This is a genomic window from Nocardioides sp. 1609 (assembly GCF_004522105.1).
GTDB lineage: Bacteria > Actinomycetota > Actinomycetes > Propionibacteriales > Nocardioidaceae > Nocardioides.
In genome coordinates this window covers 296,683-323,368 of record NZ_SPUJ01000004.1, presented here as the reverse complement: position 1 = coordinate 323,368, position 26,686 = coordinate 296,683, and the positions used below count along the sequence as shown (strand labels likewise).

Sequence of the window (26,686 nt, the reverse complement as noted above, 5' to 3'; positions counted from 1 at the left end):
GGTCATGGTCGTGCCGCACCAGTCGGGACGGCGGCGTTGGTCGTCGCGGACGGGTGGGCGAGCAGGTCGGCGACGAGCCGGGCCAGCAGGGCCGTGCGCCCCGCGACCGGCTCGACCAGCACGTGCTCGTCGTCGGCGTGGGCCCCACCGCCGACCGCGCCCAGGCCGTCGAGGGTCGGCGTCCCGGCACCGGCGGTCAGGTTGCCGTCGGACGCACCGCCGACCGCCACCGCCGCGAGGGGCGGCAGACCCAGGTCGGAGGCGTGCCCGCGGGCCCGCTCGAGCAGCGCCGCCGACGCCGACTCCTCCAGCGGTGGTCGGTTGGGTCCCCCGCGCACCTCCACACCGGCGCCGTCGAGCACCGGGCGGAGGGCGCGCACGGCGGCGTCGACCCGGTCCTGCTCGGCCACCGTGCGGACCCGGACGTCGACCGCGAACGCCGCCGCCGCCGGCACCGTGTTGCTGGTCGTGCCCGTCGTCCCGGCGGTCGGCGTCACCGTGGTGCCGAGGTCCGGGTCGCCGAGCGCGGCGACCGCGAGCACCTGGTGGGCGAGCTCGACGGTGGCGTTCACGCCGCGCTCGGGTTCGAGGCCGGCGTGCGCGGCGCGGCCGCGCACCCGGACGTCGTACAGGGAGACGCCCTTGCGGGCGGTCTTCAGCGCGCCGCCGTCGGCGGACGCCTCGAGCACCAGCGCCGCTCCGGCGAGCCGTGCCTCGTCCTCGACCAGCCCGCGCGAGCTGGGCGAGCCGAGCTCCTCGTCGCCGGTCACCAGCAGCGTGACGCCGTCGGTGCCGGTCCCGAGCGAGGCGAGGGCGTGGAAGGCCATCACCAGCCCGGTCAGCATGTCGAAGCAGCCGGGCCCGCGCACGACGCCGTCGGCGACCGAGAACGGACGGGCCGCCAGGGTGCCGACGGGCCACACCGTGTCGTGGTGCCCGACGAGCAGCACCCGCCGGGGACCCTCGCCCAGGCGCCACCGCAGGTGGGTCCGCCCGTCGAGCACGATCCGCTCCGGGGCGACGCCGAGGCGCTCGGTCCCGACCCGGGCGACGACGTCGGCCGAGCGGGCGACCGCGGCCAGGTCGGACGACGGCGACTCGCACTCCACGAGCACGCGCAGGTCGTCGAGGAGGGTGGGCATCGCGACCCCGGCGATCGTGGTCACTCAGTCCACCCGGGGCGTGGCGCGGACACCGAAGTGCAGGTAGCGCTCCCCGGTCGGCAGCGCGTAGAACGTCACCGGGGCCCAGGTCTCCACCTCGGGCGGGCGGACCGCGTAGAGCCCGGGGCCGACCGGCACCAGCGGGTGCTCCTCGACCGGGTCGGGCAGCATCTCGGCGATCGGTCCGCTGAGCGTCGTGCGCAGGGTCGGGCCGTCGGCGCCGTCGAGGACCTCCATCAGCACCGAGTGGCGCCGGTAGGTGCCGACGTACGGCGTGATGTCGGCGACCTCGGCGGGGGGCGCCTCGGCGGGCGGGGCGAACGGCGTCGGCATCGCGACGCCGGCCAGCTCGGCGAAGAGCTCGCGGTAGAGCTCCTCGTAGAGGTCGCGGGCGTGGCCGCCGTTGGTGAGCAGCGTGACGGCGAGGCCCTGCTCGGGCAGCAGCCGGAGGAACGCGGCCTGCCCGATGGTGTTGCCGTCGTGGCCGACGAGTCGCTGGTCGCCCCAGCCGAAGCGGATCCAGCCCAGGCCCCAGGAGTCGCCCAGCACGATCTTGTCGGGCAGGTCGGCCTGGTGCGCGGCCATCGCGGCGGCGCCCTCCTCGCTCAGCACCCGGGTGCCGTCGGCGGCCAGGCCCCCGGTCAGGTGCAGCCGCGCGAAGGAGAGGACGTCGGCCGCGGTGGCCGTGACGAGCCCGGCCGGTCCGAGCGAGCGGGGCAGCGCCCAGACCGGCGCCACGCGCTGCTCGCCCTCGTGCTCGACGTGGCCGGCGGCGGCGCCGTGGAGCAGCGCCTCCTCGGGCAGGGTGACGGTCCGCTCGAGACCGAGCGGGGTGAAGAGCCGCTCGCGCATCGCCTGGTCCCAGGTGGTGCCGGTGACGTGCTCGATCACCCGCCCCATCAGGGAGTAGCCGGAGTTGCAGTAGGACCAGGTCGCGCCCAGGGGGTGGTTCTGCCCGGCGTCGGCGAGCTCGCCGACGTACCTCTCCAGGCAGTCGTCACCGCGGCCGGTGTCGGTGAAGACGTCGCCGTCGATGCCGCTGGTGTGGTTGAGCAGGTGCCGCAGGGTGACGGTCTTGGTGACCTCGGGGTCGGAGAGACGCAGGTCGGGCAGCACCTCGACGAGGGGTGCGTCGAGCTCGAGCAGGCCCTCGTCGACCAGCTGCATCGCGACGGTCGCGGTCCACACCTTGGTGATGGAGCCGATCTGGAACAGCGAGTCGCTCGTCGCCGGCACCCCGGTCTCGAGGTTCAGCACGCCGTACGACGTGGTGAGGACCTCGTCCCCGACCTCGGGCGAGAGGCGCAGGACGCCGAGCTGCGCGCCCGGCACCCGGTGCCGGCGGGCGAGCGCGGCGAGCCGCCGCTCCCAGTGCGCGGCGTCGAGCCGGGGCCGGCCGGCGGCGCGGGTGTGCCGCTCGAGCCAGTCGACGGTGCGGTGCTGGTAGTCCAGGCGGTGCGACGGGCGGCCGGTGAGGATGAACGCGTGCGACTGGTCGGGGTAGACGACCAGCTGGGTCGGCACGCCGAGCTCGCGCAGGGAGGTGTGCCACTGCTGGGCCTGGCCCAGGTCGCACGTCCGGTCGTCGCCGCCGTGCAGCACGAGCGTCGGCGTCCGGACGTCGGCCACCCGGGTCAGCGGCGACATCGCGGCGTACCGCTCCGGCTCGGCCCACGGGGTGCCGCCGAGCTCGTAGCGGCTCATGCAGGCGCCGTCGTCGCAGGTGCCGTACATGCTCACCAGGTCGCTCACGACGCCGCCGGCGACCGCCGCCCTGAAGCGGTCGTCGTGGGCGGTGAGGTAGCAGGACATGAAGCCGCCGTAGCTGTAGCCGGTCACGGCCAGCCGTGCGGGGTCGGCGACGCCCTCGGCGACGAGCGCGTCGACCGGCTCGAGGAAGTCGGCGGCGTCGGCGACGCCCCACGCGCCGTTCACCCCGTCGTAGAAGGCCTCGCCGTAGCCGTCGCTGCCGCGCGGGTTGACCAGGAGCACCGTCCAGCCGCGGGAGGCCAGCTCCTGGTGGTAGAGGTGCATCTCGTCGGCGGCGCCGTTCCACGCGTTGTGCGGACCGCCGTGCACGTCGACGACGAGCGGCCCGGGACCGGTCAGGGCCGGGTCGCGGACGATCCAGGCCTGCACCTCGGTGCCGTCGCCGATCGTGAAGGTGCGCGAGACCCGCTCGAACAGCTCGACGTCGGCGAGCGCGGCGCCGTGGTCGGTGAGCACCCGCTCGGTGCCGGTGGCGAGGTCGACGACGACGATCTCGCCGTACGACGTGGCGGTGGCCAGCGCGACGGCGGCGGTGCCGCCGACGACCGAGAGCCCCGAGACGACGCGGTCGTCGCCGTCGAGCACCGGCACGGCCGCGCCGTCGCCCGCGCGCCACAGGTGGGTGCAGCCGCGGTCGCGCAGGCAGAACAGGACGCCGTCCGGCGTGTCGACCGGACGCGCGCCGGGGTAGGCCGTCGCACCGGGCATCACGTTGCGGTCGAGGTCGCCGGTCAGGTCGACGGGCGCGCCGCCGTCGAGCGGGACCCGGAACAGGTGGGCGTGGCCGACCAGGTCGCCGGGCCAGCCGACGACGAGCAGGCTGCCGTCGTCGGCGAAGGACACGGCGACGGCGACGCCGTCCTCGAGGGCGGCGACGCGCGGTCGGGGCCGGGCGTCGTCGACGTCGAGCAGGTGCACGGCGGTGCGGAAGGTGAGGTCGCTGTCCTCCCCCACCCGGCGGGTGAACACCAGGGTGCGCCCGTCGGCGGCCCAGGCCGGTTCGCCGGCGTGCTCGGGACCGTCGGTCACCTGGCGGCAGTGGCCGGACGCGACGTCGAGCACGTGCAGCTGGGTGCGGGTCGCGCCGATGGTGCCGGCGCCGTCGCTCTGGTAGCCGAGGCCGGTGGAGACGACGGGCCCGGTGCCGCGGGGCGCCGGGTCGACGGCCGCGGTGAACGCGATCCGGCTGCCGTCGGGGCTCCAGGCCGGTGCGCCGGCGCCGAGGGGCAGCGTCGTGAGCTGCACCGGCTCGCCGCCGTCGGCGGCCAGCGTCCAGACCTGCGTCGTGCCGTCGTGCTCGCGCAGGAAGGCGAGTCGCGAGCCGTCCGGGGCCCAGCGCGGGGCGGTGTCGCCGGGCCCGCTGGTCAGGGGACGCGGGACGCCGCCGTCGGTGCCCACGACCCAGAGCCGGTCGACGGGCCGGTCGGCCTCGGCGTCCAGGGTCCGCAGCACGTAGGCCAGCCGGGCGCCGTCCGGGGACAGGGCCGGCTGCGAGGGGACCGCGAGGGCGGTCAGGTCGTCGATGCGCATCCTGCGGGTCACGAGGTGCTCCTGGGTTTCACGAGGGCGGCGGGGGTGCCCGGGGTGTCCGGTGCGCCCGCCCTGACAGCGGTGGTGGTGCGAGCACCGGGCACGGCGGCCAGGAGCTCGCGGGTGTAGTCGTGCCGGGGGTCGACGAGGACCTCCGAGACGGGACCCTGCTCGACGATGCGCCCCTGGTACATCACGGCGACGTGGTTCGCGACGTACCGCACCACGGCGAGGTTGTGGGAGATGAAGAGCATCGAGAGCCCCAGCTCGCGCTGCAGCTCGCGCACCAGGTTGAGGACGGCGCCCTGGATCGACACGTCGAGGGCCGAGGTGATCTCGTCGGCGATCACCACCTGCGGGCGCCCCGCCAGGGCCCGGGCCAGCGCGACCCGCTGGCGCTGCCCGCCGGAGAGCCGGCCGGGCAGGGTCCGGGCGGCGTCCGGGTCGAGGTGCACGAGGGCGAGCAGCCGGGCCACCTCCGCGCGCCGCTCGCCGCGCGAGAGGTCGCGGGGCAGCGCCTCGGTGATGCTCTCGCCGATCGTCATCCGCGGGTCGAGCGAGGAGAACGGGTCCTGGAAGACCATCTGCAGGGGCCGCTCACGGCCCCTGCGCGGCAGCGGCCGCCCGTCCAGCAGGATCGACCCGGAGTGCACCGGTGCGAGGCCGACCGCCGCCCGGGCCAGGGTCGACTTGCCAGAGCCGGACTCGCCGACCAGGCCCACCACCTGCCCCTCGGGCACGACCAGGCTGACGCCGTCGACGGCGGTGAACGGACGCCGCGCGGTGCCGTAGCGCACGGTGACGTCGTCGAAGACCAGGTCGCTCACGGCGTCCTCACCTCCACCAGGACGCCGGTGCTCCCGTCGAGCCCGAGCGGCTCGCCGGCGTGCCAGCAGGCGACCTGGCTGCCGTCGCCGGCCGGCTCCAGGGGCGGGTCCTCGGCGCGGCACCGGGCGTCGGCGAGCGGGCAGCGCGCGGCGAACGCGCACCCGGACGGGACGTCGGCCGGGTCGACCGGGCGCCCCGGCACCACGGCCAGCGGCTGGTCGAGGTCGGTGTCCATGTCGGGGACGGCGGCGACGAGCGCCCGCGTGTAGGGGTGCCGCGCGCCGCCGTCGAGCCGGTCGGCCGGGAGGTCCTCGACGATCCGGCCGGCGTACATCACCAGGACGCGGTCGCAGACCTCGCCGACCACCGTCACGTCGTGGCTGATGAGCACCAGGGCCACGTCGTCCTCGTCGCGGATGGACTGGAGCAGGTCGAGGACCTGCTGCTGCACGGTGACGTCGAGCGCGGTCGTCGGCTCGTCGGCGATGATCAGCGACGGCGTGCCCATCACGCCCATGCCGATCATCGCGCGCTGCCGCATGCCGCCGGAGAACTCGTGCGGGTACTGCGTCGCACGCTTCGCGGGGTCGGGCACCCGGACGGCGTCCAGGCGCTCGACCGCCCGCGCGAGCGCCTGCTTGCGCGTCATCCCCTGGTGGTGGAAGGCGACCTCCGCGAGCTGGCCGCCGATCCGCCGGGTCGGGTTGAACGAGGTCATGGGGTCCTGGAAGACCATCGCCATCGACGTGCCCAGCAGGTGCCGGTGGGCGCTCGCGCCGTCGCGGAGGTCCGCGCCCCGGAACTCCATCCGGCTCGCCTCGACCCGTCCCGGCTCCTCGATCAGCCGGGCGACCGCGAGCGCGGTCAGCGACTTGCCCGACCCCGACTCCCCGACGACGCCGAGCGCCTCGCCGTGGCGCACCGAGAACGTCACGCCGCGCACGGGCCGGATCGGGCCGGCGGGCCCGGGGAACGACACCCGGAGGTCGCGCACGTCCAGCACGAGGTCCGAGGGCGCCATCGCGAGGTGCTCGCCCTTGGCCGCCTCCGAGCGACGCTCGGCGCCGGACCGCGCCGGCGTCGCGGCCGGCAGCCGGATGCCCCCGACGGTGGTGACGCCGAGCCCCTTGGCGACGACCTCGCCGAAGAGGTTGAAGGCCAGGCCGGCGAGCAGGACCGCCAGGCCGGGGGCGAGGGCGGCGGCGGGGTTGACGTAGATCATCCCCACGCCCTCGAACAGCAGCCGGCCCCAGTCGTAGGCGGGCGCCTGGACCCCGAGGCCGAGGAAGGACAGCCCGGCGAAGGCCAGCAGCGCGCCGCCCGCGGAGATCGTGGCGTTCACGACGAGGGGTTCGGCGATGTTGGGGAGCACGTGGCGCAGCAGGACCCGGAACCGTCCGACGCCGGCGACCCGGGCGGCGGAGACGTAGTCCAGCGCGGCGACGCCGGCGACGAGGGTGTGCACCAGGCGCGCGAACGACGGCGCCCCGGCCAGGCCGATCGCGAGGACGGCGCCGGTCGCGCCGACCCCGAAGACGACCGCGAAGAACAACGCCAGCAGCAGCCCCGGGAAGGCGACGGCGATGTTGACGCCGGCGGTGACGAGCCGGCCGAGGCGGCGGCCGAGGAGCAGCGGTGCCGCACCGAGCAGCAGCCCGGCCGCGACGCCGATCACCGTCGCGACGAGGGCGAGCTCGAGGGAGAGCCGGCTGGCGACGAGGGCGCGGAAGAAGATGTCGCGGCCGAGGGAGTCGGTGCCGGCCCAGTGCTCCCCGGAGGGCGCGGCGAGGATCTGGTCGGTGTCGACGACCTCGGCACGGTCCGACCAGAGGATCGGGGCCACGACCGCCAGGAGCAGCACGGCGGTGACGAGCAGCCCGGTGGTCAGCCCGAGCGGCGTCCGGACGACGGCCAGCCAGCGGCGCGCCACGTCAGTCCTCCGCGATCATCGAGCGCGGGTCGAGCAGGGCGAGCACGACGTCGACCGCGGTGTTCGCGAGGAGCACGCCGACCCCGTAGACGAGCACGATCGCCTGGACGACCGGGTAGTCCTTGCTGAGGATCGAGGAGACGATGGTCCGGCCGAGACCGGGCCAGGCGAAGACGTTCTCCACCAGCACGGTTCCCGCCACCAGGGACCCGAGCAGCAGGCCGCAGATCGTCAGCCCGGCGGTGAGGGCGTTCGGCAGGGCGTGGCCGAGGTAGATGGTGCGCGCGGGGAGTCGCTTGGCGCGCGCGGTCCGCACGAAGTCGGCCTCGAGAACCGCCACCATCTCCACCCGGATGATCCGGGCCAGGATGACGGCCGGGCCGAGCGCCAGCGCGACGACCGGCAGCACGTAGGCGTCGGGGGTCGCGTTGCCCGCGACCGGGAGCCAGCCGAGGTGGACCCCGAAGACGTAGACGAGGCCGACGCCGATCAGGAAGTCCGGGACGGTGCCGACGACGACGCTGGTCGTGGTGAACGCCAGCTCGGTGCGTCGACCGCGACCGCGCCGGGTGACCACGCCCATCACGACGCCGAGCGGCACCGCGATGGCGACCGCGACGAGGAACCCGAGCAGCGCCAGGGTGAGGGTCGCGGGCAGCCGCTGCGACACGACGTCGGCGACCGGGAGCTGGGAGGTCAACGACGTCCCGAGGTCGCCGGTGAACAGGCCCCGGAGGTAGTCCCAGTACTGCACCAGCAACGGGTCGTTCAGGCCGAGCGACTCGCGCCGGGCCTCGACCAGCGCGGTGGGCGCCGTCGGGCCGAGCGCGCCGCGCACCGGGTCACCGGGGATCAGGTGGATCATCAGGAACGACGCCGTCACCAGCACCGCGAGGGAGGTGACCAGCCGCCCGAGACGCCGGACGCCGAAGCGCACCCAGCGGTGCGTCGTGAGGGCCGAGACCCTCCCCACGGTCGGGGGCTTCGCGCCGGACACCTCGCGGGCGGACGTCGTGCTGGCGACCGAGCTCGCCGTGGTCGTCATCGCCTCGACTACTTCGCCGTCATCCGGATGCTGGTGGGCACCAGGTTGCCGGGGGTCTCGAACTCCGCGCCGTTGCCGTAGGTCCGGACGACGTTGTTGGCGAACGGGACGATGTCGGCGTTCGCGATCAGCTGCGACTCCGCCTCGAGCCAGGCGGCGCACCCCTCGGTGCCCTGGATCGCCGAGGCCTCCTCGATCGCCGCCTCGTAGTCGGGGTTGTCGATCGCGGCGAAGTTGGTGCCGTCGGGCGCCGCCGCTCCGGAGAGGAAGGGCACGAGCTGGTCCGGGGCGTTGACGTTGAGCGCGACCCAGGCGACGTCCCAGTCGCCGCCGGAGAAGATCGTGTCGGTCAGGGTGGTCTCGTTCTGGCTGGTGGCCGTGGCCTGGACGCCGACCTCGTTCCACTGCTGGACGGCGAGCTCGGCGGCCGCCGCGCCCCCGGTGCCGGAGTTGCCCTGGTAGATCAGGACCAGGTCGAGCGGCGTGCCGTCCTTGCTGCGGGTGCCGTCGTCGCCGAGCGTCCAGCCGGCCTCGTCGAGCAGGGCGCCGGCGGCGTCCGGGTCGTGCGCCGGGAGCGAGTCGGTGGCGGAGTCGCCGGGACACGTCGTCGGGGCGACCGCGGCGAGGGTGGTCGGCGGGGCGCCGGTGCCGGAGGTCAGCACCTTCTGGAGCTCGCCGAGGTCGAGGGCCTGGGTCAGCGCCATCCGGACCTGCGGGTCCTCGGTCGGGCGGCCCGCGGCCTGGTTGTACCACTGCTCGCCGGTGAGGGCGGGCGTCTCGGCGACGTACAGCCCCGCGCCCTGGAGGCGCTGGGCGTCGGGGCCCGCGACCTGGGCGGCGTTGATCTCGCCCGACAGCAGGAGGTTGGCCGCCGTCGTCTCGTTCTCGATCACCTTGACGACGATCGTGTCGGGCATGCCCTCGACGTCGGTCGCGGCGCCGTCCGGGCCCCACGTGTAGCCGTCGCGGATCTGGTAGGTGTAGCTGTCACCGGGCGCGGCCTCGGTCAGCTCGTAGGGACCGGTGCCGCTGGTGGCCTGGGCCAGCGACGTCCGGTCCTCCAGCCCGCCCGGGCAGACCATCGGCAGGCTGGCGAGGCCGTTGAGCACGAACGGCGCCGGCGTGGTGAGCGTGAGGCTCACGGTGCCGGCGGCGTCGTCCCCGACCGCCTCGGCGCCGACCGGCAGGAAGGTGCCGAGCAGCGGGCTCTGGTTGGCCGGGTCGGCCACGAAGTTCAGGTTGTCGGCGACGATGCCCGGCGTCAGCTCGGTGCCGTCGGCGCAGGTGATGCCCTCGGCCAGGGTGAGCTCGACCGCCGTGCCCTCCGCCGACCACTCGGTGGCCAGGCCGGACTGGATCTCGCCGGACTCCTCGTCGACGCTGAGGAGCGGGTCGTAGGCGAGCTGGGTGATCGCGAACAGCGCGCTCCCGGCTCCCATCTGCGGGTCGAGGTTGCCGGGGTCGGCGGACGTGGCCATGGTGAACGTGCCACCGTCGACGACCTCGCCGCCGCCGGACGACGGGCCGGAGCTGCTCCCACCGCCGCAGCCGGCGAGGAGGGCGGACGTGACACACAGGCCGAGGGCGGCGGCGGTCAGCTTCATGGACGGGTCCTCTGGTCGCGGGCGGGGTCGGGGTGCTGGCGGGGGTGGGGCGGACGTGCGGGGGTCAGGCGCCGGCGCGCCGGACGGCCCGGCCGACGTGGAGGTACAGGGCGCGTCCCGCGCCGTCGTCGCCGACGAACACGTGCGGCATGAACATGCCGCGGTCGGCCTCGACCGGGATCAGGCTGTCGTCACCGAAGGCGACGAGCTCCTTGCGCTCGGCCTTCTCGCCCAGCTCCTCGGCGACCCCGCTCGGGACGAGGTCCATCCAGATCCGGCGGTCGGCGTCCTGGGTGATGTCGATGTCGAACACCTCCGCGGAGTACCGGCCGACGTACCGGGCGGCGTCGATCGGCTCGGGCGAGGTCGGGGGTGCCGGCATCTCCGGCAGGCGCACGTCCGCGAGCTCGGCCAGCAGGTGGGAGTAGAGGTCGCGGTAGAGGGAGAAGGCGTCGCCGCCGTTGGTGAGCAGCGCGATCGCCACCCCGCGCTCGGGGACCATGCGCAGGAAGGCCGCCTGGCCGATCGTGTTGCCGTCGTGGCCGACGAGCAACCCGTCGGGCGTCGCGAAGAGCTCCCAGCCGAGCCCCCAGTGGGTGCCCATCAGGCCGAGGTAGGGCAGCGCGACCTGCGGCTGCTGCATCGCGGTGACCGTCTCGGCCTCGAGCAGCCGGGTGCCGTCGGCGGCCACCCCGCCGTCGAGGTGCAGGCGGGCGAAGCCGAGCAGGTCGCGCGGCGTCATCGCGAGCATCGACCCGGCGGGGATGTTCGACCGCGTCAGCGCCCAGATCGGCGCCGGCTCGCACGGGGCGTCGGGCTCGAGCTGCAGGTGACCGACGGCCGCGCGGTGCAGGATCGCCTGGTAGGCGTCGGTCGCGGCGTGGGCGAGGCCCAGCGGGGCGATCAGGTGCTCGCGCAGGCACTGGTCGTAGGGCTTGCCCCGCAGCACCTCCACCAGGCGGCCCAGGACGCAGTAGCCGGCGTTGTTGTAGGAGAACAGCTCGTCGGGCGGGAACAGCTGCGGCACCTCGTGCAGCACCGCGAGGTACTTCTCCACGCAGTCGTCGCCGACGCCGGTGTCGGTGAAGATGTCGCCCTCGAAGCCCGCCGTGTGCTTGAGCAGCTGGCGGGTGGTGATCTTCTCGGCGACCGCCTCGTCGGCGATCTTGAACTCCGGCAGGTAGGTGCGGATCGGCACCTCGAGGTCGAGCAGGCCCTCGTCGACCAGCTGCAGGACGAGCGAGGCCGTCCACACCTTGGTGATGGAGCCGATCTGGAAGACCGAGTCGACGGTCGCCTCGACCCCGGTCGCCCGGCTCAGGACGCCGGCCGCGCGGTCCACGACCCGGCCCTCGGCCAGCACCGCGACGGCGGCAGCGGGCACGTCGTACTTCTCGATGAGCAGCGGCAGCTGCTCGGCGATCCAGGTCTCCACGTCCGCGAGTGCGCTCATGCCGTCACGCTAGGGAGGCAGCACCCCTGGCGTGTTCGTCCGACGCCACAAGGACGGCGGCGCCGATCGGTCGCCGGGCACGAAACGGTGGTCACGGGAGCGCGTGCGCAGCCCTTTGGCAGGCTGGGGCCGTGACCACGATCAAGATCAACGCCATCACCGTCCCCGCCGGCTCCGGCGACGAGCTCGCGCACCGCTTCGCCGCCCGGGCCGGCGCCGTCGACGGTGCCGACGGCTTCGAGGGCTTCGAGCTGCTCCGGCCCACCGACGACCGCGAGCAGTGGCTGGTGATCACCCGCTGGCGCGACGAGGGGTCGTTCCAGGCCTGGGTCAGCTCCCCCGGCTTCGCCGAGGGTCACCGCTCCGCCGCCGAGCGGGCCGGCGGCGACGCCCCGCGCCCCGTCTCGACCCACAGCGAGGTGTGGAGCTACGAGGTCGCCGGCGGCTCCGCCGGCTGACCACGAGCCCAACCCCACGCGCTGGTCGAGCCGCGGGCCCACCCGCTGCCATACGCTGGTCGAGCCGCGGGCCCACCCGCTGCCACCCGCTGGTCGAGCCGCGGGGACGTAGTCACCGCGAGTCGAGACCACACCACCGGGTCTCGACTCGGCTCGCTGACGCTCGCCGGCTCGACCACCGGAGACCGGCTCGACCACCCGAGGGCCCACCGCTGAACCGCCCCGCTGGTCGAGCCGCGGGGACGAAGTCACCGCGAGTCGAGACCCCACCAGGTCTCGACTCGGCTCGCTGACGCTCGCCGGCTCGACCACCGGAGACCGGCTCGACCACCCGAGGGCCCACCCGCTGGTCGAGCCGCGGGGACGTAGTCACCGCGAGTCGAGACCACCCACCAGGTCTCGACTCGGCTCGCTGACGCTCGCCGGCTCGACCACCGGAGACCGGCTCGACCACCCGAGGGCCCACCCGCTGGTCGAGCCGCGGGGACGAAGTCACCGCGAGTCGAGACCACACCACCAGGTCTCGACTCGGCTCGCTGACGCTCGCCGGCTCGACCACCGGAGACCACCGCAGGACCGCCCCGCTGGTCGAGCCGCGGGGACGGAGTCACCGCGAGTCGAGACCACCCACCGGGTCTCGACTCGGCTCGCTGACGCTCGCCGGCTCGACCACCGGAGACCGGCTCGACCACCCGAGGGCCCACCGCTGGTCGAGCCGCGGGGACGGAGTCACCGCGAGTCGAGACCACCCCACCGGAGGCGGGAGAGGCCCTCAGGCGCCGACGGGGCGGGCGAGTGCGTTCACGGCGAGCGAGAACACCGACGGCAGCGCGGACGCCGCCGGCACGATCGTGCGCCGCACGGGACGCAGCGCGGTCGCGGCGACCAGTCCGCCGGTCAGCCAGCGGTAGCGCCGGGTCAGCGACGTCCAGGCCAGCTCGTAGGCCTGCGCGTCGTCGGCGCGGATCGCGGCGACCGCCGCGGCGGCCTGGCCGAGGGCGAGCGAGACGCCCTCGCCGGTCAGCGCGTCGACGTACCCCGCGGCGTCGCCGACGAGCAGCACCCGGCCGGCGACCCGGCGACGCGCGTCCTGGCGCAGCGGCCCGGCGCCGCGGACGTCGTTCGCGGGCGTCGTCGCCCCCAGCCGCTCGCGCAGCGCCGGGAACGCGGCCAGGTGGTCGTCGTAGGTGCGTCGGGACGACGACAGCACGGCGACGCCCACGAGGTCGTCCGCCACCGGCGTCACGTAGGCCTCGGCGTCCGGCGCCCAGTGCACCTCGACGTGCGAGGTCCAGGGTGCGAGGGCGTGGTGCTGCCGCAGTCCGTAGCGCGCCCGGCGCCGGTGGGTGACGTCGAGCCCGAGCGAGCGGCGCAGCGGGGAGTGCAGCCCGTCGGCCGCCACGAGGTAGCGGGCCCGGAGGCCGTCACCGTCGTGCTCGCCGTCGACCTCGGCCCGGACGCCGTCGGCGTCCTGCTCGACCGCGCGCACCCGGCCCGCGACGACCTCGACGCCGGCCCGGTCGACGGCGTCGCGCAGGCCCGCGTGCAGGACGGTACGACGCACGCCCCGGCCGGGCCCGGCCGCGAAGTCGGCGGCCGCCCACCGGCTGCCCGCGCGGTAGGCGATGCCGTGCAGCGGGTGCCCGGCAGGGTCGACCCCGAGGTCGGCCAGCGCGGCGAGCGCGCCGGGCATCAGGCCCTCCCCGCACGCCTTGTCGATCACGGCCGGGCGCGGCTCGACGACCCGCACCGTCAGCCCGGCCCGGACGGCGTGCAGCGCGGTCGCGAGCCCGGCCGGCCCTCCGCCGGCCACGACCAGGTCGACGTCCGGGGCGGGTCTCATGCCGCCAGCCCGGCGAGGGCCTGGTTCTCGACGCGGATCCGCACCCGGAGCAGCGCGGCGTTGAGCACGGTGAAGACGACCGCGGTCACCCACGCCCCGCCGACCAGCGGCAGCGCGACGCCCTCGACGACGACGGCGACGTAGTTGGGGTGCGAGAGCCAGCGGTAGGGCCCCGCGGCGACCGGGGCCAGTCCGGGGACGACGATGACGCGGGTGTTCCAGCGCGGCCCGAGGGTCGCGATGCACCACCAGCGCAGCGCCTGGCTCGCGACGACGAGGGCGAGCATCGACCACGCCAGCACCGACGGCGGCCCGGGCCGGAGCAGCCACACCTCGGCGAGGGCGCCGACGAGCAGCCCCGTGTGCAGCACGACCATCGCCGGGAAGTGCCCGAGCCCGGTCTCGACGCCGCCGCGGTCGAAGGACCACGCGGCGTTCCGCTTCGAGACGACGAGCTCGGCGAGCCGCTCGACGCCGACCAGCAGCACCAGGACGGTGAACCAGACCTCGCTGCTCATCGGGCTGCCTCCCCGGGGGCGCGCAGCAGCACCAGCTCGGAGCAGAAGCCGGGACCCATGGCGAGCATCAGCCCGTAGGACCCGGGGGCCGGCGGTCGGTCGCTGAGGGTGTCGGCCAGCACGTGCAGGACCGACGCCGACGACAGGTTCCCGATCTTGGCCAGCGAGTCCCACGTGACGCCGAGGGCGTGCCGCTCGACGCCGAGGGCGTCCTGCATCGCCTCGAGCACCTTCGGGCCGCCGGGGTGCGCGACGTACCAGCCGACGTCGGCGCGGGTCAGGCCGTGGTCGGTGAGGAACGCCTCGACGTCCTCGCCGACGTAGCGGCGCACGAGGTCGGGCACGGAGCTGTCGAGGACGATCTTGAGTCCGCCGGCGCCGACGTCCCAGCCCATCGTGCGCTCGGAGTCGGGGTAGAGCCGGCTGCGGCTGTCGAGCACCTCGGGCTGGACGCCGACCGCGGCGTCGACGAGGTCGCGCGCGCGGCGCGACCCGGCCGCGACGACGGCGGCGGCGCCGTCGCCGAAGAGACCGCTGGCGACCAGGTTCGGCACCGAGAGGTCGTCGCGCTGCAGGGTCAGCGAGCAGAGCTCGACCGACATCAGGACGGCGACGGCGTCGGGGTGCCCGACGAGGTAGTCGTGCAGCCGGGCGACACCCGCCGCTCCGGCGACGCAGCCGAGACCGACGAGCGGGACCCGCACCACGTCGGGGCGCAGCCCGATCTCGGCGGCGACCCGGGCCTCGAGCGACGGGACGGCCAGGCCGGTGACGGTGGCCGAGACGATGTAGTCGACGTCCTGGGGCGTGAGGCCGACCGCCTTGAGCGCGTCGACGACGGCGCGCGACCCGAGCGCCACGGCCGCCTCGATGAAGGCGTCGTTGGAGGCGCCGAAGTCGTCGAGCCCGGCGTAGGCCTCGAGCGGCAGCGCGGTGTGGCGGGTGTCGACGCACGCGTTGCGGTGGAACCGCTCGACCACCTTGCGGTCGACCTTCCCCGTCGTCATGCGATCGACGAAGGAGTCGGTGATCTCCTCCTGGCGGTAGCGGTGGTCGGGCAGGACGCCACGGACGCTCAGCACGCGCATGTCGGTTCTCCTCAGGGGACGGGGACGGGTCGGGGGGCGGGCAGGGCGCCGCGGGCCAGGCCGTGGGCCAGGCCGCGCAGGAGGGCGGGGGTGAGTCGGCCGCTCGCGAGGGCGAGCTCGACGAGGTCGTCGAAGACCCGCTGGTCGCGGCCGGCGGCGCGGAGCCCGGCGTCGAGCACCGGTCCGCCGCGGGTGAGCCGCGAGGCGAGCGCGGTGTGGCGCAGGTGCCGGGTCAGCAGCGGGCCGGTGACGCGACGGTAGCGGCGTCCGGCGGTGCTCGGACGGCCGAGGGCGATCGCCTCGGCGGCGGCCCGCCCGGCGGCGAGGCCGGTGGCGACGGCGTAGTAGATGCCCTCGCCGCTCAGCGGGTTCACGAGCCCCGCGGCGTCGCCGACGAGCAGCACCCGCCCGTCGGGCACCTGCCAGCGCGCGGTCGAGAGCGGCAGGTGGTGGCCGGTCCAGCCGGCGCCGCCCGCGGTGCTGCCGGGCAGCAGGGCCTCCAGCTGCTCGAGCAGGAAGCCGCGCGTCGGCGGCGGGCGGTCGGTGAGCAGCTCGCCGTACCCGACGTTGGCCAGGCCGTCGCCGCGGTCGAACGACCAGGCGTAGGCCGGCTGCCGCTCGGACCCGAAGACGATGACCTGGGCGCCCCGTCGTCCCGCCGGCGTCGGGGCGTAGCCGCGCAGCGCGAGGGCGGTCGGGCCCTTGGGCCGCCCGAGCGCGCGGCGGAGCACCGAGTGGGCGCCGTCGGCGCCGACCACGACCGCGGCGTGGTCGACGTCCTCGAGCGAGCGCACCCGCTGCCGCACCAGCCGGGCGCCCGCGGCCTGCGCCGCCGCGACCAGCCGGGCGTCGAGGACCGTCCGCGGGACGACCCAGGCCGGCCGGGCCATCGTGCGCTCGACGACCTGCGCGCGGCTCGACAGCCGGAGCCGGTCGACCGGCGTCCGGTCGTCGAGGAGGCCGGTGACGCCGACCTCGGCCAGCAGGTCGAGCACGTGCGGGGCGATCCCGTCGCCGCACGCCTTGTCGCGCGGGAAGTCGGCGCGGTCGAGGAGCGTGACGCGCAGCCGCGGCTCGACGCTCAGCGCGCCGAGGGCGGTCGCGGCACCGGCCGGGCCGGCCCCGACGATCGTCAGGTCGCTCGGGCTGCTCGTCGGGCCCCTCATCGGGCCACCAGTAGGACGACGTCGACGAGCGCGATCGCCATCGCCGCCTGGAACGGCAGCCGGCCGCGGCCGAGGACCGCAGCGGTCGCCAGTGCGGCGACGAGCGCCAGCACGGGCCAGGCCCACAGGGGCGGCTCGCCGCCCGGGCCGACGACGGCGAGCACGGAAGCCGTGGCGAGCAGGCCCGCCGCGAGCACCCGCGACGCCGTCGCCCCCAGCCGGTGCGGCAGCCCGCGGACGCCGGTGCGGACGTCGTCCGCCAGGTCCGGGAGCGCGTTCAGCAGGTGGGCACCGACCCCGAGCAGCGCGCCGGTGGCCAGCAGCCACCAGCCGGGCCAGCGCCCGCCCGCGAGCGAGACGACGGCGGGCAGGCTGCCGAAGGCGACGGCGTACGGGAACCACGACCAGGCGGTCGCCTTGAGGCCGAGGTTGTAGGCGTGACCCATCGCGACGACGAGACCGAGGTGCACCGCCGCGCTGCGCCCGCCCAGGGCGGCGGACAGCACGACGCAGACCGCCGCGGCGCCGACCAGGCAGCCGACGACGAGGCTGCGTGACAGCGCGCCGGTCGCGAGCGGCTTGTCGCGGCGCCCGACGTCGTGGTCGCGGCGCGCGTCGACGAGGTCGTTGCCCCAGCCGATGGTGAGCTGGCCGGCCAGCACGGCGGCGGTCACGAGGGCGAGGGTGGGCGGGGGGAGGTCCGCGGCGACGCCGAGCAGCGCTGCCACCACCGTCACCGCCAGCGCCGGGCCGCCGTGGGCGGCGGCGAGGAGGCTCGGGAGCGCGGGCGCGCGCGCCAGCGTCGGCCCAGCCGATCCGGTGCTCGTCACGTGAACCTCCCAGGCCACTTCCTACCGCCTCACCCCTCCGGCGGGGCACACCCGAACGTGAGGGTGCGAGGCTGGGCCGGTGACCACCTCCCCCACCACCACCGACGACCTCGTCGTGCTCCTCGACGAGTCCGGGGCGGCGATCGGCACCGCGCCACGAGCCACCGTGCACACCACGACCACCCCGCTGCACCTGGCGTTCTCGTGCCACCTCCGCGACGACGCCGGCCGGGTGCTCGTCACCCGTCGCGCGCTGACCAAGCGCACCTGGCCCGGGGTCTGGACGAACTCGTTCTGCGGGCACCCGCGACCCGGCGAGTCGTTCGAGGACGCCGTCCGCCGGCACGCCCGGCACGAGCTCGGCCTCGACGTGACCGACATCGAGCCGCTGCTGCCCGACTTCCGCTACCACGCCGTCGACGCCGCGGGCGTCGTCGAGAACGAGGTGTGCCCGGTCTTCAGCGCCCGCACCGCCTCGCCCGCGCCCTCACCGAACCCCGACGAGGTGATGGAGCACCGCTGGGTCGACGTGGCCGACGTCCTCGCCGTCGTCGGGCGGGCGCCGTGGGCGCTCAGCCCGTGGCTGGTCGAGCAGGAGCCGGCGCTGCGGCTGCTGGGCTGACTCAGCCGGCCAGGGCCGCCACGGCCGCCACGGCACCGACCACGGCGGCAGCGCACCGCCAGCGGTCGACGACGAGCAGCCAGGCCACCAGCGCCTCGTCGTGAGTCGTCAGCCGGCCGTGGATCGGCGCCGCCAGCGCCGCCGTGACCGCGAGGGCGGCACCGGCGCCGCCCAGCGCGAGCCAGCCGGCGACGTCCGGCCCGGACGCCACCAGGAACCCGCCGGTGACCAGCAGCCCGGCGTACACGACGGCCACGAGCGGCACGATCGCCCGGCTGTGCCGGTCGTGCGTCGCCCTCCAGCCCTCGGGACCCCGCGCCGCCAGCGCCGGGTAGGCCAGCGTGGTGACGGTGACCTGGAAGCCGGCGTGCAGCACGGAGGCGAGGGCGAACGCGACGACCGGGGTGTCCACGACGACGACCGTAGGGGGCCCTGAGCCACCCCTCCGGGTCAGCCGTCGAGGCGGCGCAACGACTCGACGAACGACGCGTCCGGGCCGGAGCCGCGGCGGAGGCCGGCGACGACGTCCGCGGGCAGGTCCTCGAGGCCGCGGATCTCCTGGCGTAGCCGCTCCATCGTGGTGTCGAGGCCGGCGGCGTTGTCGGCCGCCTCGCGCAGTCCGGCGAGCAGGTCGGCGGGCACCTCGCTGTCGTACTTGTAGTAGATCTTGTGCTCGAGGCTGGCCCAGAAGTCCATCGCGATGGTGCGGAACTGCACCTCCACCGGCACCGGCACCGGGCCCTCGGACAGGAAGACCGGCACCCGCACGATCGCGTGCAGGCTGCGGTAGCCGTTGGCCTTGGGCTGCGAGATGTAGTCGCGGACCTCGATCACCTCCACGTCGACCTGCCGGGCGAGGAGCTCGAAGACGCGGACGACGTCCGAGACGAACGAGCAGACCACGCGCACGCCGGCGACGTCGCAGACCGTCGCCCGGATCTCCTCCCAGGAGGCCGACCCGTCGACGGCGATGCCCTTGCGCACCATCTTCTCGCGCAGGCTCTCCGGGCTCTTGATCCGGGACCGGACGTGCTCGATGGGGTTCTCGTCGTGCAGGTGGGCGAACTCGTCGCGCAGGATCGAGAGCTTGGTGACGACCTCGTCCATGCCGAACTTGTGCTCGAGCAGGAAGCGGCGCAGGTCCGACACGAAGCCGAAGTCCGGCGCGGGTTCGACGGTCACGGCCCCCACCCTAGGTGTCGGCGCTGAAGCCGGGCTGAGGACCGGCCCGGGCACGGCCGCCACGAAGCGCCACCGCCGAGCCTTCTCCACAGATGCTCGAACACGGTAGCGAATAGATGCAGTGCGAGGTAGAATTGGCTCGTGCCCGCAACCACCGCAGCCCAGACCGCCGACCCGGCGCTGGCCACGGTGCGCGCCCGCCAGAGCACCGCACGCCAGGCCGAGGTCGCGACCCTGGTCGCGGTCCTCGACTGGGCCCTCGAGCACACCACCGACGACGACCCGGAAGCCGTGACCTTCGGTGAACGCCCGCTCCCGCTCGGTGGTGCCGGGTGCCCGGTCATCGAGGAGTTCGCCGCCTACGACCTCGCCGCCGCGATGGGCATGAGCACCGACGCCGGCCTGGGCTACCTCGGCCGCGCCCTGGAGCTGCGCTACCGACTTCCCCGACTCTGGGCAGCAGTCCTCGACGGCCGGCTCCCCGTGTGGAAGGCCGGCCGGATCGCCGAGGCCACCATGCGGTTGCCGGTCGAGGGCGCTGCCCACGTCGACGCCCGCCTCGCCCAAGCCGTGCGCACCATCACCTTCGCCCAGCTCGACCGCCTCATCGACGAAGCCCTCGCCCGCTACGCACCCCAGGACCTCGACCCCGCCGGCGACGAGCGACACGCCTGGATCGACCTCACCCAGCCGACCCTGGAAGGTCACGTCCGCCTCGAGGGACTCCTCTCCGTCCCCGACGCCCTCGACCTCGAGGACGCCCTTCGCACCGGAGCCGCCAGGCTCGCCGACGCCGGCTGCCAAGCGCCCCTCGACGTCCGACGCTCCCTCGCCCTCGGCGACCTCGCCCGCGGCGACCAACCCCTCGACCTCACCGCTCAGACCAGCCGGGCGCTGGTGGTCCACCTGCACCAGGACTCACCCGACCTCGCCCGCTGCGAGACCACCCGCACCCCGGTCACCATCGAGACCATCCAGGGCTGGTGCACCGCTTCCACCAAGGTCACCGTCAAACCCGTCATCGACCTCCACGGCCACGTCCACGTCGAGGCCTACGAAGCACCCGACCGCCTCCGCGAACACATCGAGCTGCGCGACCTCACCTGCGTCTTCCCCCACTGCCGCCGACCCGCCACCCGCTGCGACCTCGACCACATCACCCCCCACGACCTCGGCGGCCCCACCTCCAGCGACAACCTCGCACCCCTGTGCCGCAGGCACCACCGCGCCAAGACCCACGGACGATGGCGCTACCAGATGACCGAACCCGGCACGTTCGAGTGGACCGCACCCTCCGGCCTCACCCACCGCCGCGACCACCACGGCACCACCCCACTCCACCCACCACCAGCCGAACCACCAGCCGAACCACCAGCCGAGCCGGCCGAACCCTGACCACCCCGCCCCCACACCCCGCCCCCAGCGGGGCCACCGGCCGCGCCCGAACGCCGTCCGGGGGCTAGGGCGTGACGGCGATCCCGTGCAACAGGACCGGGCGCCCGTCCGAGACGACCCGGAGCTCCAGCCGTTCCGACCCGGTTCGGAGACCGGCTCGGGGAGCCTAGGTCCACCCAGGGTCAGAGCGTGAACGCTTCGCGGAACCTCTCGAGCGCGAGGTCGCTGCCGGCGGTGCCCTCGGTCGAGGCGAAGGCCTCCATCGCGACGACGCCGTCGTAGCCGGCGTCGGCGAGGGCGCGGGCGACGACGGGCCAGCGGACCTCGCCGGTGCCCGGTTCACAGCGGCCGGGGACGTCGGCGACCTGCACCTCGCCGAGGTACGGCGCGGCCCGGCGCACCAGCTCGACGAGGTTCCCCTCGCCGATCTGGGCGTGGTAGAGGTCCAGGTTCATCCTGAGGTGGTCGCTGCCGACGGCGCGCACGAGGGCGAGGGTGTCGGCGGCCCTCGCGAACGGCGTCCCGGGGTGGTCGACCTCGGTGTTGAGGTTCTCGAGCACGAACGTGACGTCGTGCTCCGCGCCGAGGGCGGCGACCCGCTCGAGGGTGCGGACGGCGGCCAGCCACATCTCACCGCTCACGTGCTCGACCGGGCGGACCGGCAGCCCGCCCGGCCCGAGACCGGTGCCGTGCAGGTTCAGCGACGGGCAGGCGATCGCCCGGGCGAACGGCAGCGACGCCTCCGCCGTGCGGAGCAGCTCGTCGGCGCCGTCCGGGGTGGTGAGGTCGCCACGGAGGTAACCAGTCATCGACGTGAACCGGGCGCCGCTGGCGGCGAGCGCGTCGGCGTCGTGGACGCTCCAGTCCCAGATCTCGACGGCGAAGCCCTGCTCGTGGATCCGCCGGACCCGCTCGGCCACGGGCAGGTCGGTGAAGACCATCTCGGAGCAGACGGCGAGGGTGAAGGTCATCTCAGGCTCCCGACCCGGGCTGGGCGACCGCGGCGCGGCCACCGGAGGTCATCGAGTCGATCGCCGCCCAGGCGATCGCGAACGCCGCCCACGCGTCGTCGCCGCCGACCGACGGCGTCCGCCCCTCGGCGACGGCGTGCGCGAGCTCGGCGAACTCCGCGGCGTAGGCGTCGGCGAGGAGCTCGGTGTCGCTGTGCGACGTGGCGGCCAGCCGGCCCGCGCCGTCGTGCACCCGCAGCGACGAGCGGGCGCCGTCCCCCATCGTGACCATGCCCTCCGAACCGAGCACCTCCCCGCGGACGTCGTAGCCGTAGACCGCCGCGAAGCTCGCCTCGGCCGTGCCGATCGCCCCGTTGTCGTAGCGGACGACGACCGTCGCGTGGTCGAGCAGCGTCGGGTGGCCGGGCGCCGTCAGCGAGCCCGCGGTGGCGACCACGTCGACGGCTCGAGCGCCGGGGTTGAGCCAGTTCAGCGTGTCGAAGTCGTGGATCAGGGTCTGGGTGAAGATCGTCCACTCCGGGACGGCGTCCGGGTCGGCCGGTCCGCGCCCCGGGTCGCGGGTCAGCGACCGCAGCTGCCGCACCTCCCCGAGGCGCCCGTCGGCCACCAGCGCCCGTGCCTCGACGAACTCGCGGGCGAAGCGGCGGTTGAACCCCACCTGGAACGCCACGCCGGCCGCTGCGGTCGCCCGGCGGGCGCCGTCGATCTCGGCGAGCGTCATGCCGGCGGGCTTCTCGCTGAAGACGTGCTTGCCGGCCGCGGCCGCGGCGACGATCAGCTCCGCGTGCGCCACCGAGGACGCCGCCACGACGACCGCGTCGACGTCGGGGGCGCCGAGCACGGCCTCGACCGACGTCTCACCGCGGGCGCCGAGCGGCCCCGCGACGGCGTCGGCGGCACCGGGTCGAGGGTCGGCGACAGCGACGAGGTCGGCCTCGGGCACCCGCCGGGCGATGGTCCCGGCGTGGGCGGCGCCGATCCGGCCGGCACCGATCAGACCGATGCGGAGGGGGGAGGAGGGCATGGCGGGTCCTTCCCAGGACGGGGGTGCGGGCAGGGCGGGCAGGGCGGGGCAGGAGCGAGCGGGAGGTCAGGCGTAGAGCGCCGGGCGCTCGCCCGGGACGACGTCCTCGCGGGCGCCGGAGCCGAGCGAGGCGACGCCGGCCGCGGCGGCGACGTTGGCGACGTAGCCGTCCCACGCCGAGGGTGCCGACGACGGCACGCCACCCGAGGCGGCCGCCACGACCCACGCGCCGAGCTCGTGGCGGTAGGCCTCGGTGAAGTGGGCGACGAAGTCGTCGCGCACCTCGACGCCGTCCACGCCGGCCGAGCGCAGCCGGACCGGCGTCGACGGCTCGAGGGAGGCGGAGCCCGCGGTGCCGACGACCTCGCATCGGACGTCGTAGCCGTAGGCGGCGTTGACGAAGACCTCGACGGTCGCCATCACCCCGCCCCGGGTCCACAGGGTCGCGAGCTGGGGGTCGCGGAAGCCGCTGGTGATCGGCGACTCGACCCGGATCGCGACCAGCGGGTCGTCGAGCAGCCACGGGATCGTGTCGAGCTCGTGGACCATCGAGCCGGTGACCAGCCCGGCGTCGTCGGTGCTGGTGGAGCTCGAGGCGTTGCGGTGCACGGCGTGCACGACCCGCACCCGGCCGACGCTGCCGCCGGCGACGGCGTCACGGAGCGCGACGAAGCCGGGGTCGAACCGGCGCATGAAGCCGAGCTGCACGAGGCGCCGTCCGAGGGCGACCTCGGCGTCGACGACGGTGCGCGCCTCGGCCGCCGTGAGGGCCAGCGGCTTCTCGCACAGGGTCGGCTTGCCGGCCTCGAGGCACCGGACGGCGAGCTCGGCGTGGGTGCGATCGGGGGAGGCGATGACGACCGCGTCGACGTCGGCCGAGGCGATCAGGTCCTCCGCGGACGACGCCGCGCGACCCCCCGGGCCGGCCACGGCCGTCGCGCGCCCGGTGTCGGTGTCGAACACCTCGGTGACGACGGCGCCCGGGACGGCGCTCGTCAGGGTGCGGACGTGGGAGGCGCCCATGGCGCCGGCGCCGATGACGCCGACCCGCAACGAGGCGGTGGACGCGCTCACAGGCTCACCCACCGTCGCTCGTCGGCCGACTCGATCATCGCCTCGACGATCTCGGCCGCCACCAGGGCGTCGTGGATCGTCGCACCCACCGGCGTGCCGGTGACGATCGACTCCAGCAGGCGGTGCGCCTCGATGACCTTGAGGTCGTCGTAGCTCATCGCGATGCCGGCGCCGGGCTGGAACGCACCCAGCTCGCCGTGCGCCGGCGTCATGAGCTCGGTGGCCCAGGCGCCGTCCTGGTAGTCCTGGTCGAGGCAGACCCGCAGCTCGCCCATCCGCCGGAAGTCCCACGCGACGGCACCGGTCGTGCCGTGCACCTCGATGCCGTAGGTGCACTGCTCCCCGACCGCGACCCGGCTCGACTCGAGCACCCCGCGCGAGCCGTCGGCGAAACGGAGCAGGGCGCTGACGTAGTCCTCGTTCTCGACGTCACCCATCGTGCCGCTGCCCCGCTCGAAGTGCCGGGCGCCGGCGACGGCCTCGGGCCGCTGCGGGATGAACGTCGCCCGGTCGACCACGAGCTCGGCCGGCTCGCCGACCACGTGGCGACCGAGGTCGACCGCGTGGCTGACGAGGTCGCCGAGGACGCCGCTGCCCGCGTGCTCGTTCACGAAGCGCCACGACAGCGCCCCGTCGGGGTGCGCGGCGTAGTCGGCGAGGAAGCGGATGCTGGTGTGCTCGACGGTGCCGATCCGGCCGTCCGCGACCAGTGCCCTGGCGCGCTCGACGGCCGGGGCGTTGCGGTAGTTGAACCCGGCGGCCGACTGCACCCCGGCGGCGGCGACGGCGTCCGCGATCTCACGGGTCTCCGCGGCGTTGCGCCCGGCGGGCTTCTCGATCCACAGGTGCTTGCCGCTCGCGGCCACCGCGACGCCGACGTCGCGGTGGATGAAGTTGGGGCCGGTGACGCAGACGAGGTCGAGGTCGTCGCGGGCGACCAGCTCGCGCCAGTCGTCGGTGCGCTCCTCGAAGCCGTACGCCGCCACCGCGGCGGCGGTCCGCTCGTCGGTCGCGGTGTCGGCGACCGCGACCAGCCGCGGCCGGAGGCCGAGGTCCGGGTAGTGGTGGGCGAGCCGGGTCAGGCTGCGGGCGTGGACCTGCCCCATCCAGCCCAGCCCGACGACGCCGACGCGGAGCTCGCGGGAGCTCACGGATCCACCTGCATCTCCGCGGCGATGTCGGCGCCGGCCTCGGACCGCTCGAGCTCGTGCACCAGCGACGCCAGCTCGGCACCGCCGGCCATCATCGAGACGAGGTCGTCGAGGGCCAGCTCGGCCTTCGGGAAGTCGCCCATGCTCTTGCCGCGCCGCAGGATCAGGAACCGGTCGCCCACCGGGTAGGCGTGGTGCGGGTTGTGGGTGATGAAGACGACGCCGAGCCCGCGGTCCCGCGCGGCGGCGATGTACTTCAGGACGACGCCCGACTGCTTGACGCCGAGCGCGGCGGTCGGCTCGTCGAGGATGAGCACCTTGGCGCCGAAGTAGACGGCGCGGGCGATGGCGACGCACTGGCGCTCGCCGCCCGAGAGCGTGCCGATCGGCTGGTCGACGTCGCGGAGGTCGATGCCCATCGCGGCGAGCTCGGCCTTGGCGATCCTCTTCATCGTGGGGATGTCGAGGCGCCTGATCGGGCCGAGGCCCTTGGTCAGCTCGCTGCCGAGGAAGAAGTTGCGCCACACCGGCATCAGCGAGACGACCGCCAGGTCCTGGTAGACGGTCGCGATGCCGAGGTCGAGCGCCTCGCGCGGGCTGGAGAGCTCCTTCTCCTCGCCGCTGACGACCATGGTGCCGTCGCTGTGGGAGTGCGCTCCGGCCAGGATCTTGATGAAGGTCGACTTGCCGGCGCCGTTGTCGCCGAGCACGCAGGTGACCTCGCCGGCCCGGACGACGGTCGAGACGTCGCTGAGCGCGATGATGTTGCCGTAGCGCTTGCCGATGGCCCGCACCTCGACGAGGGCCTCGCCCTGGCGGCTGCCGCGGCCGTCGCGCCTCTCACCGCCGTCGCCGGCCGCGGGAGCGGCCGCGTCGACCTTGGCCAGGTCGGGCTTCTCGGACACGTCGTTCCCCTTCCCCGTCAGCGGGGGTGTGCGGTCGGTCATCGGCTCGTCTCCGCCCGCTTGCGCACCCACTCGTTGAGGAGCACGGCGCCGAGGAGCATGACCCCGAGGAAGGCCTTGAGCCAGTTGTTGTCCCAGCCGGCGTAGACGATCCCCTGGTTCACCATGCCGTAGATGAGGGCGCCGAGCGCGGCCCCGATGGCCGAGCCGTAGCCGCCGGTCATCAGGCAGCCCCCGACGACGGCACAGATGATGTAGATGAACTCCTGGCCGACGCCGGTGTTGCTCTGCACCGTCGAGGTGCGGAACAGCAGCAGCATGCCGACCAGCCAGCCCGCGCCGGCGGTGGTCATGAACAGCCCGACCTTGGTGCGGAAGACCGGGACGCCGACCTGGCGGGCCGCGGTGACGGCGCCGCCGACGGCGAAGATCCAGTTGCCGGCCCGGGTGCGGAGCAGCACCCAGGTCGCCACCGCGGTGACGCCGAGCCACCAGAACACCGAGACGTAGATCCCGCCGCCGTCGATGGTCAGCGGCGTCGAGCCGAAGACGGTCTTGGCCTGGTCGTAGTAGGGCACCTTCGACATGCCCTGGATGGCGACCTGCCCGATCAGCGCCTTGGTGCCGGCCAGGTCGATGCCCTGCAGCACGAAGAACGTGCCGAGGGTGACGATGAAGCTGGGCAGCCCCGTCTTCATCACCAGGACCCCGTTCACCGCCCCGATGAGCAGCGCCAGCGCGAGCGAGATCAGGATCGCGGCGAAGATGTTGACGCCGTACTCGCGGGTCAGGACGCCGACGACCAGCCCGGTGAAGCCGGTGATGGCGCCGGCCGACAGGTCGAACTCCCCGCCGATCATCAGCAGGGCGACGGCGACGGCCATGATGCCGACCGTCGAGGCCTGCTGCAGCCAGGTGCTGGCTCCCCTGCCGGTGGCGAACACGTCGGTGGTGAGTGCGAAGAAGACGAAGATGACGATGGCGGCGCTGAGGGCGCCGACCTCTGGTCGCTTCATCACGCGCGTCAGGGTCGAGGTGCGCGCGACGCGCTCGTCGACCGCGATGGCTGTGGCCATGACTACTCCCAGGTTCGGACGTGCTCGGTGTGGCGGGGATGCCGTGCTGCGACAGACCTC

General features: G+C 74.7%; 23 protein-coding genes. 3 read left to right on the top strand and 20 right to left on the bottom strand.

The annotated features are described in order from the left end of the window. Nucleotides 1–2: 2 nt before the first annotated feature. From E4623_RS11820 to E4623_RS11790, 7 genes are all read right to left on the bottom strand, one after another. A complete protein-coding gene (locus E4623_RS11820) occupies nucleotides 3–1,166 on the bottom strand; it encodes a M20/M25/M40 family metallo-hydrolase (RefSeq protein WP_245155035.1) in 1,164 nt (387 codons plus the stop codon). Next, a complete protein-coding gene (locus tag E4623_RS11815; protein ID WP_134766741.1) occupies nucleotides 1,167–4,475 on the bottom strand; it encodes a serine hydrolase in 3,309 nt (1,102 codons plus the stop codon). It lies immediately after the preceding gene. Then, nucleotides 4,472–5,290, bottom strand: a complete 819-nt coding sequence (locus tag E4623_RS11810; RefSeq protein WP_134766740.1) for an ATP-binding cassette domain-containing protein — start codon at nucleotides 5,288–5,290, stop codon at nucleotides 4,472–4,474. The genes E4623_RS11815 and E4623_RS11810 overlap by 4 nt, the downstream gene beginning before the upstream one ends. Then, nucleotides 5,287–7,221 carry a dipeptide/oligopeptide/nickel ABC transporter permease/ATP-binding protein gene (locus E4623_RS11805; RefSeq protein WP_134766739.1) on the bottom strand — a complete coding sequence of 645 codons (1,935 nt, stop codon included), beginning with the start codon at nucleotides 7,219–7,221 and terminating at the stop codon, nucleotides 5,287–5,289. The genes E4623_RS11810 and E4623_RS11805 overlap by 4 nt, the downstream gene beginning before the upstream one ends. Before the next feature lies 1 nt (nucleotide 7,222). Beyond that, nucleotides 7,223–8,266: an ABC transporter permease gene (locus tag E4623_RS11800; protein WP_134766738.1), complete on the bottom strand. Its 1,044-nt coding sequence runs from the start codon at nucleotides 8,264–8,266 to the stop codon at nucleotides 7,223–7,225. An 8-nt stretch (nucleotides 8,267–8,274) separates the two neighbouring features. Further along, nucleotides 8,275–9,870 carry an ABC transporter substrate-binding protein gene (locus E4623_RS11795; RefSeq protein WP_134766737.1) on the bottom strand — a complete coding sequence of 532 codons (1,596 nt, stop codon included), beginning with the start codon at nucleotides 9,868–9,870 and terminating at the stop codon, nucleotides 8,275–8,277. A 64-nt stretch (nucleotides 9,871–9,934) separates the two neighbouring features. Further along, entirely contained in the window at nucleotides 9,935–11,323 is a 1,389-nt protein-coding gene (locus tag E4623_RS11790; RefSeq protein ID WP_134766736.1) for a serine hydrolase domain-containing protein, read from the bottom strand. Nucleotides 11,324–11,454: 131 nt separating this feature from the next. Here E4623_RS11790 and E4623_RS11785 point away from each other — a divergent pair, with 131 nt between their 5' ends. Beyond that, nucleotides 11,455–11,781, top strand: a complete 327-nt coding sequence (locus E4623_RS11785) for an antibiotic biosynthesis monooxygenase (protein WP_134766735.1) — start codon at nucleotides 11,455–11,457, stop codon at nucleotides 11,779–11,781. 772 nt (nucleotides 11,782–12,553) lie between these two features. Here the strand turns inward: E4623_RS11785 and E4623_RS11780 are convergent. The 5 genes from E4623_RS11780 to E4623_RS11760 are packed head-to-tail and all read right to left on the bottom strand — an operon-like array spanning nucleotide 12,554 to nucleotide 17,226. Continuing rightward, nucleotides 12,554–13,624 carry an NAD(P)/FAD-dependent oxidoreductase gene (locus E4623_RS11780; protein ID WP_134766734.1) on the bottom strand — a complete coding sequence of 357 codons (1,071 nt, stop codon included), beginning with the start codon at nucleotides 13,622–13,624 and terminating at the stop codon, nucleotides 12,554–12,556. Beyond that, nucleotides 13,621–14,142: an isoprenylcysteine carboxylmethyltransferase family protein gene (locus E4623_RS11775; protein ID WP_134766733.1), complete on the bottom strand. Its 522-nt coding sequence runs from the start codon at nucleotides 14,140–14,142 to the stop codon at nucleotides 13,621–13,623. The genes E4623_RS11780 and E4623_RS11775 overlap by 4 nt, the downstream gene beginning before the upstream one ends. Beyond that, nucleotides 14,139–15,230: a 3-oxoacyl-[acyl-carrier-protein] synthase III C-terminal domain-containing protein gene (locus E4623_RS11770; protein ID WP_134766732.1), complete on the bottom strand. Its 1,092-nt coding sequence runs from the start codon at nucleotides 15,228–15,230 to the stop codon at nucleotides 14,139–14,141. Before E4623_RS11770 ends, E4623_RS11775 begins: the two co-directional genes overlap by 4 nt. A gap of 11 nt (nucleotides 15,231–15,241) precedes the next feature. Further along, complete coding sequence (locus E4623_RS11765) at nucleotides 15,242–16,396, bottom strand: hyaluronate lyase (RefSeq protein ID WP_134766731.1); 1,155 nt, start codon at nucleotides 16,394–16,396, stop codon at nucleotides 15,242–15,244. Further along, nucleotides 16,393–17,226, bottom strand: a complete 834-nt coding sequence (locus E4623_RS11760; RefSeq protein ID WP_209020642.1) for a UbiA family prenyltransferase — start codon at nucleotides 17,224–17,226, stop codon at nucleotides 16,393–16,395. Before E4623_RS11760 ends, E4623_RS11765 begins: the two co-directional genes overlap by 4 nt. A gap of 79 nt (nucleotides 17,227–17,305) precedes the next feature. On the opposite strand from E4623_RS11760, the gene idi reads away from it, so the two are divergent. Beyond that, nucleotides 17,306–17,848, top strand: coding sequence for an isopentenyl-diphosphate Delta-isomerase (gene idi / locus E4623_RS11755; RefSeq protein WP_134766730.1), 543 nt, complete (start codon nucleotides 17,306–17,308; stop codon nucleotides 17,846–17,848). Between the two features lies 1 nt (nucleotide 17,849). On the opposite strand, the gene E4623_RS11750 is transcribed toward idi, so the two are convergent. Continuing rightward, nucleotides 17,850–18,260: a hypothetical protein gene (locus E4623_RS11750; protein WP_134766729.1), complete on the bottom strand. Its 411-nt coding sequence runs from the start codon at nucleotides 18,258–18,260 to the stop codon at nucleotides 17,850–17,852. A gap of 38 nt (nucleotides 18,261–18,298) precedes the next feature. Then, nucleotides 18,299–19,030 carry a GTP pyrophosphokinase family protein gene (locus tag E4623_RS11745; RefSeq protein ID WP_245155034.1) on the bottom strand — a complete coding sequence of 244 codons (732 nt, stop codon included), beginning with the start codon at nucleotides 19,028–19,030 and terminating at the stop codon, nucleotides 18,299–18,301. A gap of 141 nt (nucleotides 19,031–19,171) precedes the next feature. Between E4623_RS11745 and E4623_RS23165 the strand changes: the two genes are divergently transcribed. Then, complete coding sequence (locus E4623_RS23165) at nucleotides 19,172–20,425, top strand: HNH endonuclease signature motif containing protein (RefSeq protein ID WP_134766728.1); 1,254 nt, start codon at nucleotides 19,172–19,174, stop codon at nucleotides 20,423–20,425. A 182-nt stretch (nucleotides 20,426–20,607) separates the two neighbouring features. Here the strand turns inward: E4623_RS23165 and E4623_RS11735 are convergent, their stop codons facing one another. The 6 genes from E4623_RS11735 to E4623_RS11710 form a co-directional block, all read right to left on the bottom strand. After that, the gene (locus E4623_RS11735; RefSeq protein ID WP_134766727.1) at nucleotides 20,608–21,396 is read right to left on the bottom strand and encodes a TIM barrel protein; all 789 of its coding nucleotides are present in this window, start codon (nucleotides 21,394–21,396) and stop codon (nucleotides 20,608–20,610) included. Between the two features lies 1 nt (nucleotide 21,397). Continuing rightward, nucleotides 21,398–22,420 carry a Gfo/Idh/MocA family oxidoreductase gene (locus tag E4623_RS11730; RefSeq protein WP_134766726.1) on the bottom strand — a complete coding sequence of 341 codons (1,023 nt, stop codon included), beginning with the start codon at nucleotides 22,418–22,420 and terminating at the stop codon, nucleotides 21,398–21,400. Between the two features lie 66 nt (nucleotides 22,421–22,486). After that, nucleotides 22,487–23,494, bottom strand: a complete 1,008-nt coding sequence (locus tag E4623_RS11725; protein WP_134766725.1) for a Gfo/Idh/MocA family oxidoreductase — start codon at nucleotides 23,492–23,494, stop codon at nucleotides 22,487–22,489. Continuing rightward, nucleotides 23,491–24,645 carry a Gfo/Idh/MocA family oxidoreductase gene (locus tag E4623_RS11720; RefSeq protein WP_245155033.1) on the bottom strand — a complete coding sequence of 385 codons (1,155 nt, stop codon included), beginning with the start codon at nucleotides 24,643–24,645 and terminating at the stop codon, nucleotides 23,491–23,493. The genes E4623_RS11725 and E4623_RS11720 overlap by 4 nt, the downstream gene beginning before the upstream one ends. Continuing rightward, complete coding sequence (locus tag E4623_RS11715; RefSeq protein WP_245155032.1) at nucleotides 24,642–25,550, bottom strand: ATP-binding cassette domain-containing protein; 909 nt, start codon at nucleotides 25,548–25,550, stop codon at nucleotides 24,642–24,644. The genes E4623_RS11720 and E4623_RS11715 overlap by 4 nt, the downstream gene beginning before the upstream one ends. A gap of 38 nt (nucleotides 25,551–25,588) precedes the next feature. Continuing rightward, entirely contained in the window at nucleotides 25,589–26,626 is a 1,038-nt protein-coding gene (locus E4623_RS11710; protein ID WP_134766723.1) for an ABC transporter permease, read from the bottom strand. Nucleotides 26,627–26,686 lie beyond the last annotated feature (60 nt).